Annotated in this window: 13 protein-coding genes; 7 read left to right on the forward strand and 6 right to left on the reverse strand. The window is 69.5% G+C overall.

Going from position 1 to position 14,040, the window contains the following annotated elements:
* Together GGR24_RS02020 and GGR24_RS02025 are read left to right on the forward strand one after the other, a co-directional pair.
* The gene (locus tag GGR24_RS02020; protein WP_210286003.1) at positions 1–315 is read left to right on the forward strand and encodes a hypothetical protein; all 315 of its coding nucleotides are present in this window, start codon (positions 1–3) and stop codon (positions 313–315) included.
* Between the two features lie 73 nt (positions 316–388).
* A complete protein-coding gene (locus GGR24_RS02025) occupies positions 389–994 on the forward strand; it encodes a YceI family protein (protein WP_183393619.1) in 606 nt (201 codons plus the stop codon).
* A gap of 92 nt (positions 995–1,086) precedes the next feature.
* Here the strand turns inward: GGR24_RS02025 and glf are convergent, their stop codons facing one another.
* Entirely contained in the window at positions 1,087–2,265 is a 1,179-nt protein-coding gene (gene glf / locus GGR24_RS02030) for a UDP-galactopyranose mutase (protein WP_183393620.1), read from the reverse strand.
* On the reverse strand, positions 2,258–3,469 hold the full coding sequence (locus tag GGR24_RS02035; protein WP_183393621.1) for a glycosyltransferase: 1,212 nt from the start codon (positions 3,467–3,469) through the stop codon (positions 2,258–2,260). Before GGR24_RS02035 ends, glf begins: the two co-directional genes overlap by 8 nt.
* Before the next feature lie 240 nt (positions 3,470–3,709).
* On the opposite strand from GGR24_RS02035, the gene GGR24_RS02040 reads away from it, so the two are divergent.
* Entirely contained in the window at positions 3,710–4,870 is a 1,161-nt protein-coding gene (locus tag GGR24_RS02040) for a glycoside hydrolase family 1 protein (RefSeq protein ID WP_183393622.1), read from the forward strand.
* Positions 4,867–6,690: an ABC transporter ATP-binding protein gene (locus tag GGR24_RS02045; RefSeq protein ID WP_343066165.1), complete on the forward strand. Its 1,824-nt coding sequence runs from the start codon at positions 4,867–4,869 to the stop codon at positions 6,688–6,690. The genes GGR24_RS02040 and GGR24_RS02045 overlap by 4 nt, the downstream gene beginning before the upstream one ends.
* 28 nt (positions 6,691–6,718) lie before the next feature.
* Here the strand turns inward: GGR24_RS02045 and GGR24_RS02050 are convergent, their stop codons facing one another.
* The 3 genes from GGR24_RS02050 to GGR24_RS02060 form a co-directional block, all read right to left on the reverse strand.
* Positions 6,719–7,354 (reverse strand): helix-turn-helix domain-containing protein, encoded by a 636-nt coding sequence (locus tag GGR24_RS02050; protein ID WP_183393623.1) that lies wholly within the window; start codon positions 7,352–7,354, stop codon positions 6,719–6,721.
* A 106-nt stretch (positions 7,355–7,460) separates the two neighbouring features.
* On the reverse strand, positions 7,461–7,910 hold the full coding sequence (locus GGR24_RS02055; protein ID WP_183393624.1) for an RrF2 family transcriptional regulator: 450 nt from the start codon (positions 7,908–7,910) through the stop codon (positions 7,461–7,463).
* Positions 7,911–7,978: 68 nt separating this feature from the next.
* Positions 7,979–8,434 (reverse strand): PaaI family thioesterase, encoded by a 456-nt coding sequence (locus tag GGR24_RS02060; protein WP_183393625.1) that lies wholly within the window; start codon positions 8,432–8,434, stop codon positions 7,979–7,981.
* A 158-nt stretch (positions 8,435–8,592) separates the two neighbouring features.
* Between GGR24_RS02060 and GGR24_RS02065 the strand changes: the two genes are divergently transcribed.
* The 3 genes from GGR24_RS02065 to GGR24_RS02075 all read left to right on the forward strand — a co-directional run bounded on the left by GGR24_RS02065 (position 8,593) and on the right by GGR24_RS02075 (position 13,545).
* The gene (locus tag GGR24_RS02065) at positions 8,593–8,769 is read left to right on the forward strand and encodes a hypothetical protein (protein ID WP_183393626.1); all 177 of its coding nucleotides are present in this window, start codon (positions 8,593–8,595) and stop codon (positions 8,767–8,769) included.
* A 72-nt stretch (positions 8,770–8,841) separates the two neighbouring features.
* Positions 8,842–10,077 (forward strand): metallophosphoesterase family protein, encoded by a 1,236-nt coding sequence (locus GGR24_RS02070; RefSeq protein WP_183393627.1) that lies wholly within the window; start codon positions 8,842–8,844, stop codon positions 10,075–10,077.
* Positions 10,078–10,080: 3 nt separating this feature from the next.
* Positions 10,081–13,545, forward strand: a complete 3,465-nt coding sequence (locus GGR24_RS02075) for an AAA family ATPase (protein WP_183393628.1) — start codon at positions 10,081–10,083, stop codon at positions 13,543–13,545.
* Here the strand turns inward: GGR24_RS02075 and GGR24_RS02080 are convergent.
* Positions 13,535–14,032: a hypothetical protein gene (locus GGR24_RS02080; protein ID WP_183393629.1), complete on the reverse strand. Its 498-nt coding sequence runs from the start codon at positions 14,030–14,032 to the stop codon at positions 13,535–13,537. The genes GGR24_RS02075 and GGR24_RS02080 overlap by 11 nt on opposite strands.
* Positions 14,033–14,040: the final 8 nt, after the last annotated feature.

Raw genomic sequence — 14,040 nt, forward strand, 5'->3', positions numbered from 1 at the left:
GTGCAACGTGTGACCGTCGGGCGTCTCTCCCGTCCCGATCGCGTCCCCTATGCCGACCGCAGCGGCGCCTCCGGCGTCGTGGCCTATGCGGCGGGCGACGGCTTCATTGACCTCTGGTTCAGGGACGGCGGCGGTTATCGCTACGACGCGACCGCGCCGGGGCAGGAGCACGTCGCGGCCATGACGCGGCTCGCGGCTGCGGGCGAGGGACTCGCCACCTACGTCAACCAGCACGTCCGCACGAACTACGCCCGCAGACTAAGAAGGCGCGGGGCGGTTCTGCGCGCCGCCGTCAATCCGCTCAACGGGGTTTGAGCGTGAGCGGCTTCACGCCGGCCGCGGGATGGGCGACAAACCGCCTCCCCCGTAACGGTCCGGAACGCAGATCATGAAACAGCTTCTTTCGGCCCTCGCTGTCGCGCTCGTCGCAGCCGCCGCGCCCGCTGTGGCGCAGCAGGTCCCCGGCGCGGCCGACGTCTCGAAGGTCCAGGCCGGCGCCTACAAGGCCGACCCGAACCACACCCAGGTCGTCTGGTCCGTCGATCACATGGGCTTCTCGACCCTGACCGGCATGTTCGGACAGATCACCGGCAGCCTCACGATCGATCCGAAGGAGCCCGCCAAGGCGAAGCTCGAGGTCGAGGTCCCGATGTCGGGGCTCGCCGTCACCTCCGAGAAGTTCGCGAAGCACCTCGCGACGCCGGAGTTCCTGGACGTCGCCAAGCACCCGACGGCGACCTTCCGGTCGACCTCGATCGAGGCGTCGGGCGATAAGGCGACGATCGTCGGTGACCTGACGCTTCACGGCGTCACCAAGCCCGTGACGCTGCAGGCCGTCTTCCACGGCGTGGGCGTCAACCCGATGAACAAGGCCGAGACGATCGGCTTCTCGGCGACGGGCAAGGTGAAGCGCAGCGATTTCGGCCTCGGCGCCTTCGCCCCGGTGGTCTCCGATGAGGTGGACCTCACGATCGCCGGCGCGTTCGAGAAGTAGGTCTCCCGGCGGACCCTCAGCCGCGGAACACCGAAAACGCGAACGGCGCCCCGTGGGGCGCCGTTCTGTCGTTGTGACTCTCGCCGGATCGTTCAGTTCAATGCGCGGCCGGCAGGTATCACCAACTCGCCGTCGGTATGGTGGCTCTTGCCGTTGACCGGGGCCGTCCAGAGCGGAACAGCCTCCTGGATCCGCCGGAACTCCGCGAGAGCCTGACCGACCACCTGATCCATGTTGTAATAGCGATAGGTCGCCAGCCGCCCGACGAAGTGGACGTTGTCGGTCTCGGCGGCAAGAGCTTGATACTTCTTGTAGAGCGCCTGATTTTCAGGCCGCGGGATCGGGTAGTACGGATCGCCCTTCGCGGACGGATATTCATAGGTGATGGTCGTGGCGTGGTGCTTCTGCCCGGTCAGGTGCTTGTACTCACTGATCCGGGTGTATTCCTCGCTCATGGGGTAGTTGACCGTTCCGGTCTCCTGGAACTGTTCCTGCTCCAGCGTCCGGTGCTCGAAGCGCAGCGACCGGTAAGGGAGCTTGCCGTAACGGAAGTCGAAGAACTCGTCGATCGGGCCGGTGTAGATCAGCCGCCGGTGCGGAACGATATCGCGGATTTCGCGATAGTCAGCGTTCAGCATGATCTTGATGTTCGGATGCGACAGCATCTTCTCGAACATGCGCGTGTAACCATGCTTCGGCATGATCTGGTGCGTGTCGGTGAAGTAGCGATCATCCTCATTGGTCCGCGTCGGCACCCGCGCGGTCACCGACTTGTCGAGCTCCGACGGATCAAGGCCCCACTGCTTGCGCGTGTAGCCGCGGAAGAATTTCTCGTAGAGCTCGCGCCCGACCTTGCTGACGACCACGTCCTCCGACGTCCTGATCTCCTCGACGGGCTCTGCGCGCGAAGCCAAGAAGGCTTCCGCCTCCTCGTCCGTCCGCAGGTCCAGCCCGTAGAGCGCGTTGATCGTCGTCCGGTTGATCGGAATAGGGACCAGCTTGTCGTCGATCCGTCCGAGCACCCGATGCTCGTAAGGCCGCCACTCGGTGAACTGCGACAGGTAGTCGACGATGGCGTCCGAATTGGTGTGGAAAATGTGCGGACCGTACTGATGCATCAGGACGCCCGCGTCGTCGTGCCGATCGTAGGCGTTGCCGGCGATGTGCGGACGGCGGTCGATGATCAGCACGGACTGGTCGCGCTGGGAGGCGATGCGTTCGGCCAGCACGCTGCCGGCGAAGCCGGCTCCGACGATCAGCCAATCATACACGGAAGGTATCCTTTCTCAGGTGCGCCCCTTCGTGGTCCGCGCCGCTGCGCCGACCGGCGGCCGCGACGAGTTCGTAAATCCTCTCGAATGTCTGATCCCAGGAGGACTCCGCGAGCTTCTGGTCGACGCGCTGGAGCCAGTCCGTCCGTTCCATCGCCATCAGCTCTTCGGCAGCTTCGACGAACGCCGCAGCGCCTTGAGCGATCACGACATGCTTCTCGTCGCCGTATGAACGCACGACGTCGACGATAGGGGTCGAGACGACCGGCACGCCGGCCGCCAGAAACTCGGGCGTCTTGGTCGGGCTGATGAACTGGGTCGACTCGTTCATCGCAAACGGCATGAAGCCCACGTCCCAACCGCCGATGTACTCGGGAAGGGTCTTGTAGTCGCGCCCGCCGAGCCAGTGGATGTTCGACCGGCGAGGAAGGTCCGCCGGGTCGATCTTGACCACCGGGCCGATCATTACGAACGACCAATTCGGCCGCGTGTCCGCGAGCTCGCGCACGAGGTCGAGATCCATGCGCTCGTCCACCACGCCGAAAAAGCCGACGCGAGGGCCGGGGATCGCCGCCTGGTCCTCCGGCTCCATACGGTCATGGGCTCGTCCGCGCCCGAAATGGGCCACGTCGATGCTGCTCGGGAAGGCGTGGATGTTGTCGTGCCGGTGCTTCTTCGCCTCGTAAAGGCTGTGTCCGCCGGTGAACACGACGTGCGCGCGGGCCAGCATCTCGTCCTCGAGCGCGACCAGCTCGGGCGGCGCGCCCTTGAAGGCGGACAGCTGGTCCATGTTGTCGAAGACGACGACGTCGGCGTCGAGATGGCGGCTGAACAGCAGCGCCATCGGCGTGTAGTACCAGAGGATGCGTGGGGAGGGGGGCAGCGACGCCAGTTGCTGATCCACCAGTTGCCGTTGGGCGAGGATCTTGCCGCTTTCGCTCAGCCCGTGCGGCAGCACCGGAACGCCGACCCGGACGCGGCCTTCGCGCGCGCCGAGGCGCATCGTCGGCTCGGCGACGTCCTCGAACACCGGCTCCTCGATGAACAGCACGTCGTGACGGCGCGCGAGGCGGCTCAGCAGATGTTGCGGCCGCTGATAGACGAAGTCCCATCTGAGATGAGAGAAGCAGACGACGGTGGCGTCCTCGATTGTCAGAAGCTCTTCGGATCCCACGCTTTCGGCGTAGTTGGCCGTCGTTCGCATATTCTCTCCCGCTGATATGTGGCGACAGTCCGAGGCTGGCGGAGGCAGACGACATGGCGACGCGCGCCGCGCCCCGCACTTCGTCCCTTGCGAAACAACCTCTGGCTCCGGCGGTTCCCGGCGGCCCTATTTTGTACGCTGCCGTACAAAAGCCTCGACGGCGGGTTTACTATTCCCAAACCGGGCGTGGGGAAGGCGCGTCGCGCGGGCTTTCAGGAGTGGCTTTTGACCGGATCAGCGTTGCCGCCCACAGCGGGGCTGCGAAGCTTCTTTCTTGCGGGCTTTGAATGCGCCGCGCAGAAGAGAGGCGATGGCCGCAGGCTCGATCTGCTGGCGTCGACCCGGCACGACCTTCATGCGCGCGCCGACTACGCGGCGGTCGCCGCGCATGGCATGCGCGCCGCCCGGGACGGAATGCGCTGGCACCGGATCGAGGTGTCGCCCGGCTTCTACGACTGGTCGAGCGTCGCTCCCATGGCCAAGGCCGCGGCGGAGGCCGGAGTCCAGGTGATCTGGGACCTGTGCCACTACGGCTACCCGGACAAGCTCGACATCTGGTCGGCCTCTTTCCCCGAGCGCTTCGCCAGGTTCGCCAAGGCCGCCGCGCGTTTCCTCCGCAACGAGAGCGACGACGTTCCCTATTTCTGTCCCGTGAACGAGATCTCGTACTGGGCGTGGGCCGGCGGCGACATGGCGCTGTTCAACCCGATGGCGCGTCGCCGGGGCGCCGAGCTCAAGCGTCAGCTGGTGCGCGCCGCGATCGCCGCGACCGACGCGATACGTGAGGTCGAGCCGCGGGCGCGTTTCATCTGCGCCGAGCCGGCGATCAACGTCGTCCCTGCGTCGGCCCGGCAGGCTGATCAGGCAGCGGCGGAGAACTACCGGCTCTCGCAGTTCGAGGCCCATGACATGCTCGCCGGGCGCGTCGCGCCGGAACTCGGCGGATCCCCGGACAAGCTCGATATCATCGGCCTCAACTTCTATCCGGACAATCAGTGGGTGCACGGCGGCGGGGCGATCCCGATGGGCCACCACGACTACAAGCCGTTCAGCGAGATGCTCGCGGAGACGCACGAGCGCTACGGCCGCCCGGTGATCGTCTCGGAGACCGGAGCGGAACGCTCGGCGCGGCCGGCCTGGCTCAACTATGTGTCCGGCGAGGTGCAGGCGGCGCGCCAGTCCGGCGTTCCGGTCGAGGCCGTGTGCCTTTATCCCATCCTCGACTATCCAGGCTGGGAGAACGACCGCGCCTGCGAAGTCGGCCTCCTCGGATCGCCGGACGAGAGCGGTCGACGCGCCGTCTATCAGCCGCTCGCCGAGGAGCTGGAACGTCAGCAGGCGCGGTTTGCGGCCGCGGCCGAGAGCGCTTCCCCTCCGCTTCTGCGGCGCGTCGCCTCGTGAGCGCGGCGGAGCTCGCCTACGCGCCGGAGCGCCGCGAGGAAGACGCGCCGCTCGCCTCCGCGCTGCGCAGCCCGAAGGCGTTCCTCTGGCGCTACTGCAAGCGCTGGCCCGGTCACTTCATCGGCCTGATGACGGTCGTCACCGTGGCCTCGTGCTGCATGATCGCCTCCCAGTACGGGATGAAGCTTCTCGTCGACGCGATGGAGAAACCGGCGCGCGGCAATGAGGCGGTGTGGTTCGCGCTCGCCTTCTTCATCGGCCTGACGGCGATCGAAAGCATTCTGTGGCGTGTGAGCGGATGGCTCGGCTGCCGGACGACGGTCGGCGTCGGGGTCGATATCAGGCTCGATCTGCTCGACTACGTCGCCGGACACCCCATGCGGTTCTTCCAGGAGGAACGCGCCGGCGGCCTTGGGCACCGGATCACCTCGACCGCCGGTGATTTCGGTCAGTTCGTGAACAAGCTGACCTGGAACGTGATGCCGCCGATCGTCAGCTTCTTCGGCGCGCTCCTCATCTTCTTCACGATCAATGTCGGCATGGCGGTGGCGCTCACCGTGGCTGTCGTCGGCATAACCCTCGGGCTGATCGCCTTCAGCGTGAAGGGCAGGCCTCTGCACCGGCGCTACGCGGAGCAGGCCGGGACGGTCGGCGGCGAGCTGATCGACGTCATCTCGAACATCTGGGCGGTCAAGGCTTTCGCCGCGAATGCGCGGGAGCGGGCGCGGCTGCGCGCGACGTTCGACGTCGAGGCGCGGGCGCAGCGAAGGAGCTGGATGTTCACCGAGAAGGCGCGGATCCTGCACGACGCGCTGCTCTGGGTGATGGCCGGTTCGATGCTGATCTGGGCCGTGACGCTCTGGACGCGCGGAAGCGTCACCGGCGGCGACGTGGTGGTGGTCAGCACGCTGGTCTTCCGGATCCTTCACGGGTCCCGCGACCTCGCGATGGCCCTCGTCGATATGGAGCAGCACCTCAGCTACATCGGCGAAACGCTCAGGGTGATCGGAAAGCCGCACGAGGTCATCGACGCCCCGAACGCGCGGCCCTTCCGGCGCAAGGGCGGCGCCATAAAGTTCGAGAACGTCAGCTTCGGCTATGGCGGCGGCAAGCCCGTGCTGCACGACTTCTCGCTCGAGATACCGGCCGGCCAGAAGGTGGGCGTGGTCGGCGCCTCGGGAGCGGGCAAGTCCACCCTGATCCACCTCGTCCAGAGGCTGCACGACGTGCAGCAGGGACGGGTGCTGATCGACGGCCAGGCGACCTCGGAGCTGACGCAGGAGTCCCTGCGCTACGCGATCGCGGTGGTGCCGCAGGAAATCTCGCTGTTCCACCGGACCGTGATGGAGAACATCCGCTTCGGCCGTCCTGAGGCGACCGACGAGGAGGTCTATGAGGCAGCCGCGGCGGCGCAGTGCGACTTCATCCTCGACCTCCCCGAGGGGTACGACACCCTGGTGGGCGAACGGGGCGCCAAGCTTTCGGGCGGGCAGCGGCAGCGCATCGGCATCGCACGCGCGATCCTGAAGAACGCGCAGATCGTGGTGCTCGATGAGGCGACCTCGGCGCTCGACACCGAGGCGGAGATCGAGGTGCAGCGCGCGCTCGACCGGCTGACGCGCGGCCGCACCGTTATCGCCGTCGCCCACCGTCTGTCGACGCTGTCGGATTTCGACCGCATCGTCGTGCTCAGCAAGGGACGCGTGCTCGAAGACGGCTCGATCGAGGAGCTCCTCGGCTCTCATGGCGCCTTCGCAAAGATGTGGCGCCTTCAGTCGCGCGGGCTCTCGGTCGACGAGGCTCTCGAAGAAGTCGGGTGACGCGCCGGCGGTCGTCGCGCCGTCGCCGTCAGCCCGTCGGCGCTCGCGGGGCCTCGCATCCGCAGGACAGCGCCTCGAGCCTCGCCGGATCGCGGATCTCTATCCGGCCTCGCCAGCAGCGGATCGCCATCTCGCCCTCCAGCAGATGAAGGCTCGTCGTGACGCTGGCGCGCCGGACGCCGAACAGCGAGGCGAACTGCTGGTGCGTGATCTCGACCGGCTTGTGCCCGAGCAGCTGCGACGCCTGCAGCAGCCAGCGCGCAAGGCGCCGCTCGATCGAGTGACGCGCCGCGCAAACGCAGAGCTGCTCGGTCTCGGCGATCCGCCGCGCGGCGTAGTCGAAGAGTTCACGCCGCAGGACCGCGGAGCGCTGAAGGGCCTGGAGAACGGCGGACCGGGGGACCTGCACGCCACGAACCGACGTGAGGGCGACCGCGACCGTGCGCGTCGCGCTCGTCCCCAGCACAGCCTGATACTCGACGAGCCCGGCGGGCCCGACCAGACCGGCCTCCGCGATTCCGTCGGGCGCCTGGGCGAGGATCGCCACCAGTCCTTCCGTGACGAAGTGCAACCGATCTGGGCCGTCCTGGGAGGAGTGAACGAATTGGCCGCGCTCCCGCTCAAAGGCCTGCGCCGTGGGCCCAATCGGGGCGGCGCCTTCCATGCGAGCGTCCAGAAGCAGCCTTTGCAGCTGCCCCAGGGTCGAGTTCCTCGACGTCCCCGGATCCACCGAAGCTCCCGTTCTGGCTCAGCGCGACAGGAGCGCCATCCTAGATCTCGTACACGAACGAATTCATGTCGGTGTCGCCGATGTCCCTGAGCTCCGCGAGGCTCTGCTTGTCGAGCACATCGGAGATCGAGTTGCGGACCTCGATCATCAGCAGGCGCACCTGGCAGGTCTTCACGTCGCGGCAGTCGTCGCAAGGCACATAGGCGCTGCGGCTGGCGCAGGCGATCGGCGCGAGCGGCCCGTCGAGCGCGCGGACGATGGAGCCCACCGTGATCTGCTGGGGCGGCTTGGACAGCATGTAGCCGCCGGCCTTGCCCTTCTTGCTCGTAAGCAGGCCGGCGTTACGCAGTTCCCCGAGAATGGCGTCGAGGAACTTCTTCGGAATGCCGTTTCGCTCGGCCACGTCCGCGACGAAGCTGGAGCGCCCCGCCTCCAGCCGCGCGAGGTCGACCATCGCCTTGAGACCGTATTTGGCTTTCTTGGTGAGCATTCTGCCGTCCTGAGCGCGAGGACATAAGCTGAACGCCCTACGCAAACAATAGAAATGCGGGAGAGCGGCTAGCTCCCTGCGGCGGCTTCGTCCGAACGGCTCGTCGCGCGCGGCTTCAGGATCTTCCAGAGCCCCGCCGCGGAGGCGATGTTGCGGCGGCCGACCCGCAGCGTCCCACGCAGGAACACGATAGAGGAGGTCAGCCGCAGCACCTCGGGCTCCACGAAGACGAAGGAGCCGAGCGGGGCGGCGGTCAGGAACTGCATGTCGAACTGAACGGTGACGCAGGGCCGGCCGCCGGCCGCGTCCCATGCCGCCACGCCGAGCGCGCGGTCGGCGAGCGTCATCAGCATGCCCCCCTGCACGACGCCGACAAGGTTCGAGTGCTTCTGCCCGGCGCGAAAGCCGAAGGCGCGGGGCGAGCCCGGATCGCTGCGCTCGTAGAGCGGCCCCACCAGGTCGATGAACCCTTCGTCTTCGAAGAGCGTCCAGCCCTCCGGCGCGGCGTCTGTCCGATTGATCATGAGCGCCTCGGGAGCGGAATACGGCCTGCCCCCTCAGGCCGCATTGAGCCTCCCGCGTCAACCGCGCGCGTGAGTTGTGAAGGCCAGAATAGCAACGAGGAATTGCAAAAGGATCCTCGGCGCCTACTCTGGGTCGGCACAGGCGCGGGGGACGGCGCATGACGGACGGGGCCGTCGAGGCTTTCATCCAGCGTTGGCAGGGACGCGAAGGCGGGCAGGAGCGCGCGAACTACGCGCTGTTCCTCTCGGAGCTGACCGACGTGATCGGCGCGCCCCGTCCCGAGCCCGCCTCGGCGGTGGACGCGGACCGCTATGCGATCCGGCGGTCGCCTTGAGCCTGACGTCGCGGGGTTGGCGAATCGCGGCGTCACCCGCCATGGTCGCGAGCTGACGAGACCGGAGTCTCCATGAGCTCGTTTCGCTTTCTCCATGCGGCCGATCTGCACCTCGGCAGCCCGCTTGCGGGCCTCGCCCGGGCGGACGCCGAGGTCGCGGCCCTGTTCGCGGCGGCCAGCCGCGACGCCTTCGCCGACCTTGTCGATCGGGCCATCGAGGCGCGCATCGCCTTTGCGGTGTTCGCCGGCGACATCTACGACGGCGAGTGGAAGGACGCGTCCATCGGCCTGTTCTTCAACCGCCAGCTCGCGAAGCTCGACCGCGCCGGAGTGCCGGTCTTCCTGCTCAAGGGCAACCATGACGCGGACAGCGTCGTCACCAAGAGCATTTCGCTTCCCCCGAGCGTGCGCGAGTTCGGCTCCAGAAAGCCCGAGACGTTCCGGCTCGAGAGCCTGCGTGTGGCGCTGCACGGTCAGAGCTTCGCGGCGCGCTCCGCGCTCGACAATCTGTCCTCCTCCTACCCGGCCCCGGTCCCCGGCTGGTTCAATATTGGCGTGCTGCACACCTGCTGCGAGAGCTCGGCCCATGCGCGCTACGCGCCGTGCACGCTCGATGAGCTCTGCCGCAAGGGCTATGACTACTGGGCGCTCGGCCATGTTCACGAGCACGCGGTGCTCTCCCGGGAGCCCTGGGTCGTGTTTCCCGGCAACCTCCAGGGCCGCAGCGTGCGGGAGTGCGGTCCCAAGGGCGCCGTCCTGGTCGACGTCGCGGATAGCCGCGTCACGGGCGTCGAGCGCCTCCTGACCGACCGCGCGCGTTGGGCGGCTGCGACCGTGGATCTTTCCGGCGCGGAGAGTGAGCAAGCGGCGCTCGCGGCTGTCGAGAGCGCCATCCGGCCGGTCGTCGCCGAGGCGGACGGGCGGCCGGTCGCGCTCCGGATCACGCTTGTGGGGGAGACGCGGCTGCACGGCGGCTTCGCCCGGGACCCGCGCCGCCTTGCGGATGAGGTTCAGGCGGCCGCGCATCGGGTGTCTCCCAATGTCTGGATCGAGAAGGCGAAGCTCGAGACGGCGCCGCTTCACCGCGGCGACGGGGCCGCGCCCGAGTTGAAATCGCTCGACCTGGCGGCCTTGCTCGAGGGCCTGGACGCGGAGCCTGAACTGCTCGAGCGCGCCGCCGAGACGGTCGGCGTCATCGCCGCCAAGCTCCCCGGCGGCGTCTTCGTGGATGAGGCGGCCTTGGCCGACGAGCTTCCTGAACTTGTGAACGAGGCGCGCGAGCTCGTCCTCGGCCGCCTCGGGCGCTGACGCGTGCGGCTTCGACGGCTCGATCTGGAGAAGTACGGCGCCTTCGAGGGCCGCTCGCTCGTCTTCCGGCCGGAAGCCGCGCTGCATGTGGTCTACGGACCCAACGAGGCCGGCAAGACCTCGGCGCTGGCCGCCGTGTCCGATCTGCTGTTCGGGTTCGGGCAGCGGACGGATTTCGCGTTCCGCTACCCGACGAGCGACCTTCGCCTCGGGGCGACGATCTGCGACGCCAGCGGCCGGGAGCTCAGCTTTCGCCGTCGCAAGGGAAACAAGGCGACGCTCGTCGGCCCCGACGACGCGCCGCTGCGCGACGATCTGCTCGCGGGCCATCTCGGCTCGCTGACGCGCGACGTGTTCGAGCGGGCCTTCGGCCTGAGCGCCGCAGCGCTGCGGGAGGGCGCCGAGGATCTGCTCTCGGCGGACGGCGAGAGCGGCGCGAGCCTGTTCGCGGCGGCGTCCGGACTGCGTGGCGTCGAGGATCAGCGCAAGGCGCTGGAGGCGGAGGCCGATGCGCTCTTCCGTCCGCAGGCCTCCACCCGGCGGTTCAACGAAGAGTTCCGGCGTTACGAGGCGTCGCGCCGGGATGTCGCGACGCATGAGCTCGGGGCGTCCGCGTGGAAGCGGATCAACGAGAGCATCGAGGCGCTCGAGGCGCGCCACGCCGACCTCGATGCGAAGCTCAAGGCGCTGAGAACCGATCGAGCGCGCGTCGAGCGGCTGGGCCGCGCCCATCGCGCGGCCGCCGCGGTGGACGAAGCGCGCCGGGCGCTCGACGAGGCGGGCGCGGCGCCGGAGCTTGCCCCCGGGGCGGCGGACGCCCTGAGGCGCGCGCTCGACGCCGCCGACGGCGCGGAGGCGCAGGCGGCGCGCGCCGCGGAGGCGCTGAAGCGGGCGGAGGCGGACGCCGCCGAGATCGCCCTCGACCCGCGCCTGATCGCCGCCGCGGAGGAGATCGAGGCGGTGTTCCGGGATTCCGGGGCGTACCGCACGCTGCAGAACGACCTGCCGCGCGTGCAGCGCGAAGCGGACGAACGGGACGCGGCGCTGCTGCGACTGGCGGCCCGTCTCGGCGTCGCCGAGATCGGAAGCGCGCGACCGACCGACGCCGCGCGCGCCGATCTGAGGGCGCTGATCGAAGAAGGACGTGAGTTCGCCCGCGCGGTCGCCGACCGGACGGCCGCGATCCAGTCCGAGCGCGAGCGGCTGCAGGCGTTGAGGGAGCAGGGCGCAGGCGGCGAGGCTGTCGATCCGCGCCCGCTGCGCGAGGCCTTCGACGCGCTCGAAGGGCGCCTGAGGGCGCTTGATCGGCGCGACGAACGCGCAGCCGAGGCGGCCGGGGAGGCGCGGGCCCTGCGTGACGCGGCCGCGCGGCTTTCGCCGGCGGTGGACGATCTCGACGCGCTCGCGGTCCGGCCGCTGCCGACCGCGGAGACGATCGCGCGCTTCCGGGACGAGATCGAAAAGCGCGCTCAGGCGGAAGGTCGCATGCGCGAACGCGCCGAAGCGGCGCGGGCCGAGATGGAGCTGGTCGACTCCGAACTCCGGGCGCTCGCGTCGGACGGCCCGATCGCGTCCCCTGACGCGATCCGCGAGGCGCGGGAGGCGCGGCAAGCGGCCTGGGAGCCGATCCGCGAGCATGTGCTCGGCCTCGCGCCCCTGGACGCCGGGAGCCTGCTCCCCAATGTGGCTTCGTTCGAGCGGAAGACAGCGGAGGCTGATCGCCTTTCCGACCGCGCGGCGGAGGACGCCGCCCGGGCCGCGCGCGCGGCGGAGCTCGCCAGGCGACGCGCGGACCTCGCGCGCGCTGTCGAAAGCGGCGAGGCGCGCCTTGCCGAGTTGGCCGCGGCCATGGAGGCGACCGAAGGCGCCTGGCGCAAGGCGTGGCGCGCGTGCGGCGTAGCCCCGGAGTCGCCGGCGGAGATGGAGGCATGGCGAAAGGACCTCGCCGCCCTGCTCGCCCGACGCGACCAGAACCTGCGGCGTCTCGCCGAGATCGCGGTGCTGGACGAGGCGGCGGCCGCCTTGCTGCCTGAGCTGTCGTCGATCTGCGAGCAGGCGGGGCTGGACGACTGCGGCGACCGGAACCCGCGCGCTCTCGCGGCCCGGCTCAGCGCGCGCCTCGCGACGCTCTCCAGCCGCTGGCACGAGGCGGCGGAGAGAGCCGCGGCGATCACCGAGCTCGAGCGCCGCATCGCCCATCTGGCGGCGCAGGAGCGCGCCGCCGAGGCGGAGGCGACGTCCCGTCGGGAGCGGTGGGGGGCCGCTCTCAGGTCGGTCGGCCTCGCGCCAGACTCCTCGCTCGCGGCCGCGGCGGCCGCGCTCGCGGCCTGGGATGAGGCGCCAGCGCTGATCGACGAGCGCGACAACAGGCTTCGGCGCATCCGCGGCATCAAGCGAGACGCCGATGCGTTCTCCGCGCGCGTCTTGGCCCTGGTGTCATCGATCGCGACGGACCTGGCGGACCTCGCGGCCGATGCGGCCGCCCGCAGGCTGCACGAGCGGCTGACGGCCGCCCGCGAGGCGCATGCGCGCCACGCCGAAGCGTCCCGCCGGCGAGACGAGGCGCGTCGCGCCGACGCCGAGGCGCGCGTGAAGGCCGCGGACGCCCGCGCTGCGGTGGCGGCGGCGGCGGCCGGCCTGCCCGAGGACACGGATCTGCGCGCGCTTCTCGCCAGAGCGGAGACCCGCGAGGGACTCATGAGGACCTTGGCCGAACGTCGGGCGCAACTGGCGCTCGTCGGCGAGCGCGCCGAGGAGGAGATCCTGAGAGCCGAACTCGACGGCTTCGACCCCGACGCGGCGCCCGCGATCATCGAGGCGGCGAAGGCCGAAGAGGCGCGGCTCGAGGCCGAGGACCGGCAGGTCTATGCGGAGCTGGCGGCGGAGCGCGAACGGCGCGAGGCGCTCGGCGGGGCCGCGGCGGAGGCCGCGGCGGCCCAGCAGAGAGCCGCCGGGGCCGCGCTCGCGGCCACTGCGCGTGAATGGGCGGTGTTGCGGATCGCCTCTCTGATGCTCGGCGCCGCGATGGAGCGTGCGCGGCTCGCGGAGCGGAACCCGACGCTGGAGCGCGCCTCGGCGCTGTTCCGGGAGCTCACCGGCGGCGCCTTCGCCGGCGTCGCCGAACGGTTCGAGGACGACGCCCAGAGGCTCGTGGCGCTGCGGCCCTCGGGCGAGACCTGCCCGGTTTCCGGCTTGAGCGAGGGCACGCGGGACCAGTTCTACCTGGCGCTGCGTCTGGCCTATCTCGAGGATTACGCCGAGCGCGCCGAACCGGCCCCGTTCATCGGGGACGATCTGTTCGCGAGCTTTGACGACGCCCGCACGGCCCACGGCGTCCGGGCGCTCGCCGCCACCGGCCGCAAGGTTCAGCCGATCCTGTTCACGCATCACCGCGCGGTCGTCGACATCGCCCGCTCCGCTCTTGGAGACGCGGTGGACGTGGTGGAGTTCGCGCAGCTCACGCCCTGAGAAGCCGCCGCAGGCTCGCCCGCAAACGTCTCAGCAGCGCGGCGCCCTCCCGCCACACGCGCGTCGCGCGGATCCACGCGAGCGCCGCATCCCGCAGGCCGGTGAGGAAGAAGAAGCCGCGCGCGAACCAGCCGATGGTCAGCAGCTTCGGTCGGCCGACATGAAAGATCCGCTCGCAGATCAGGATGCTGGCGAGATGTGCGGCGATCGTGGTGACGGCGCCGAGAAGCAGGCGGCCTTCCGCGAGCCAATAGAGCCCGATGTACTTGAACGGCTCGATCACCGCGAACGGCGCCAGCAGCAGGACGAGGATGACGTAGGGCGGCAGCGCCGCGATCGCCCTGCCGAGGCGCACGAAGAAGGGCGCGCGCGCGAGCACGGCGATCGCCGGCAGGACAAGCCGCCGGAACAGCGCCTCGCCCGCCTCGTAGATCAGCAGGAACGCCGCGAGCGGGACCGAGGCGAGACGTTTCAGATGCTCCGTCATGCCCGCGG

Origin of the sequence: Hansschlegelia beijingensis (genome assembly GCF_014196425.1) — a bacterium.
Taxonomy (GTDB): Bacteria; Pseudomonadota; Alphaproteobacteria; order Rhizobiales; family Methylopilaceae; genus Methylopila; species Methylopila beijingensis.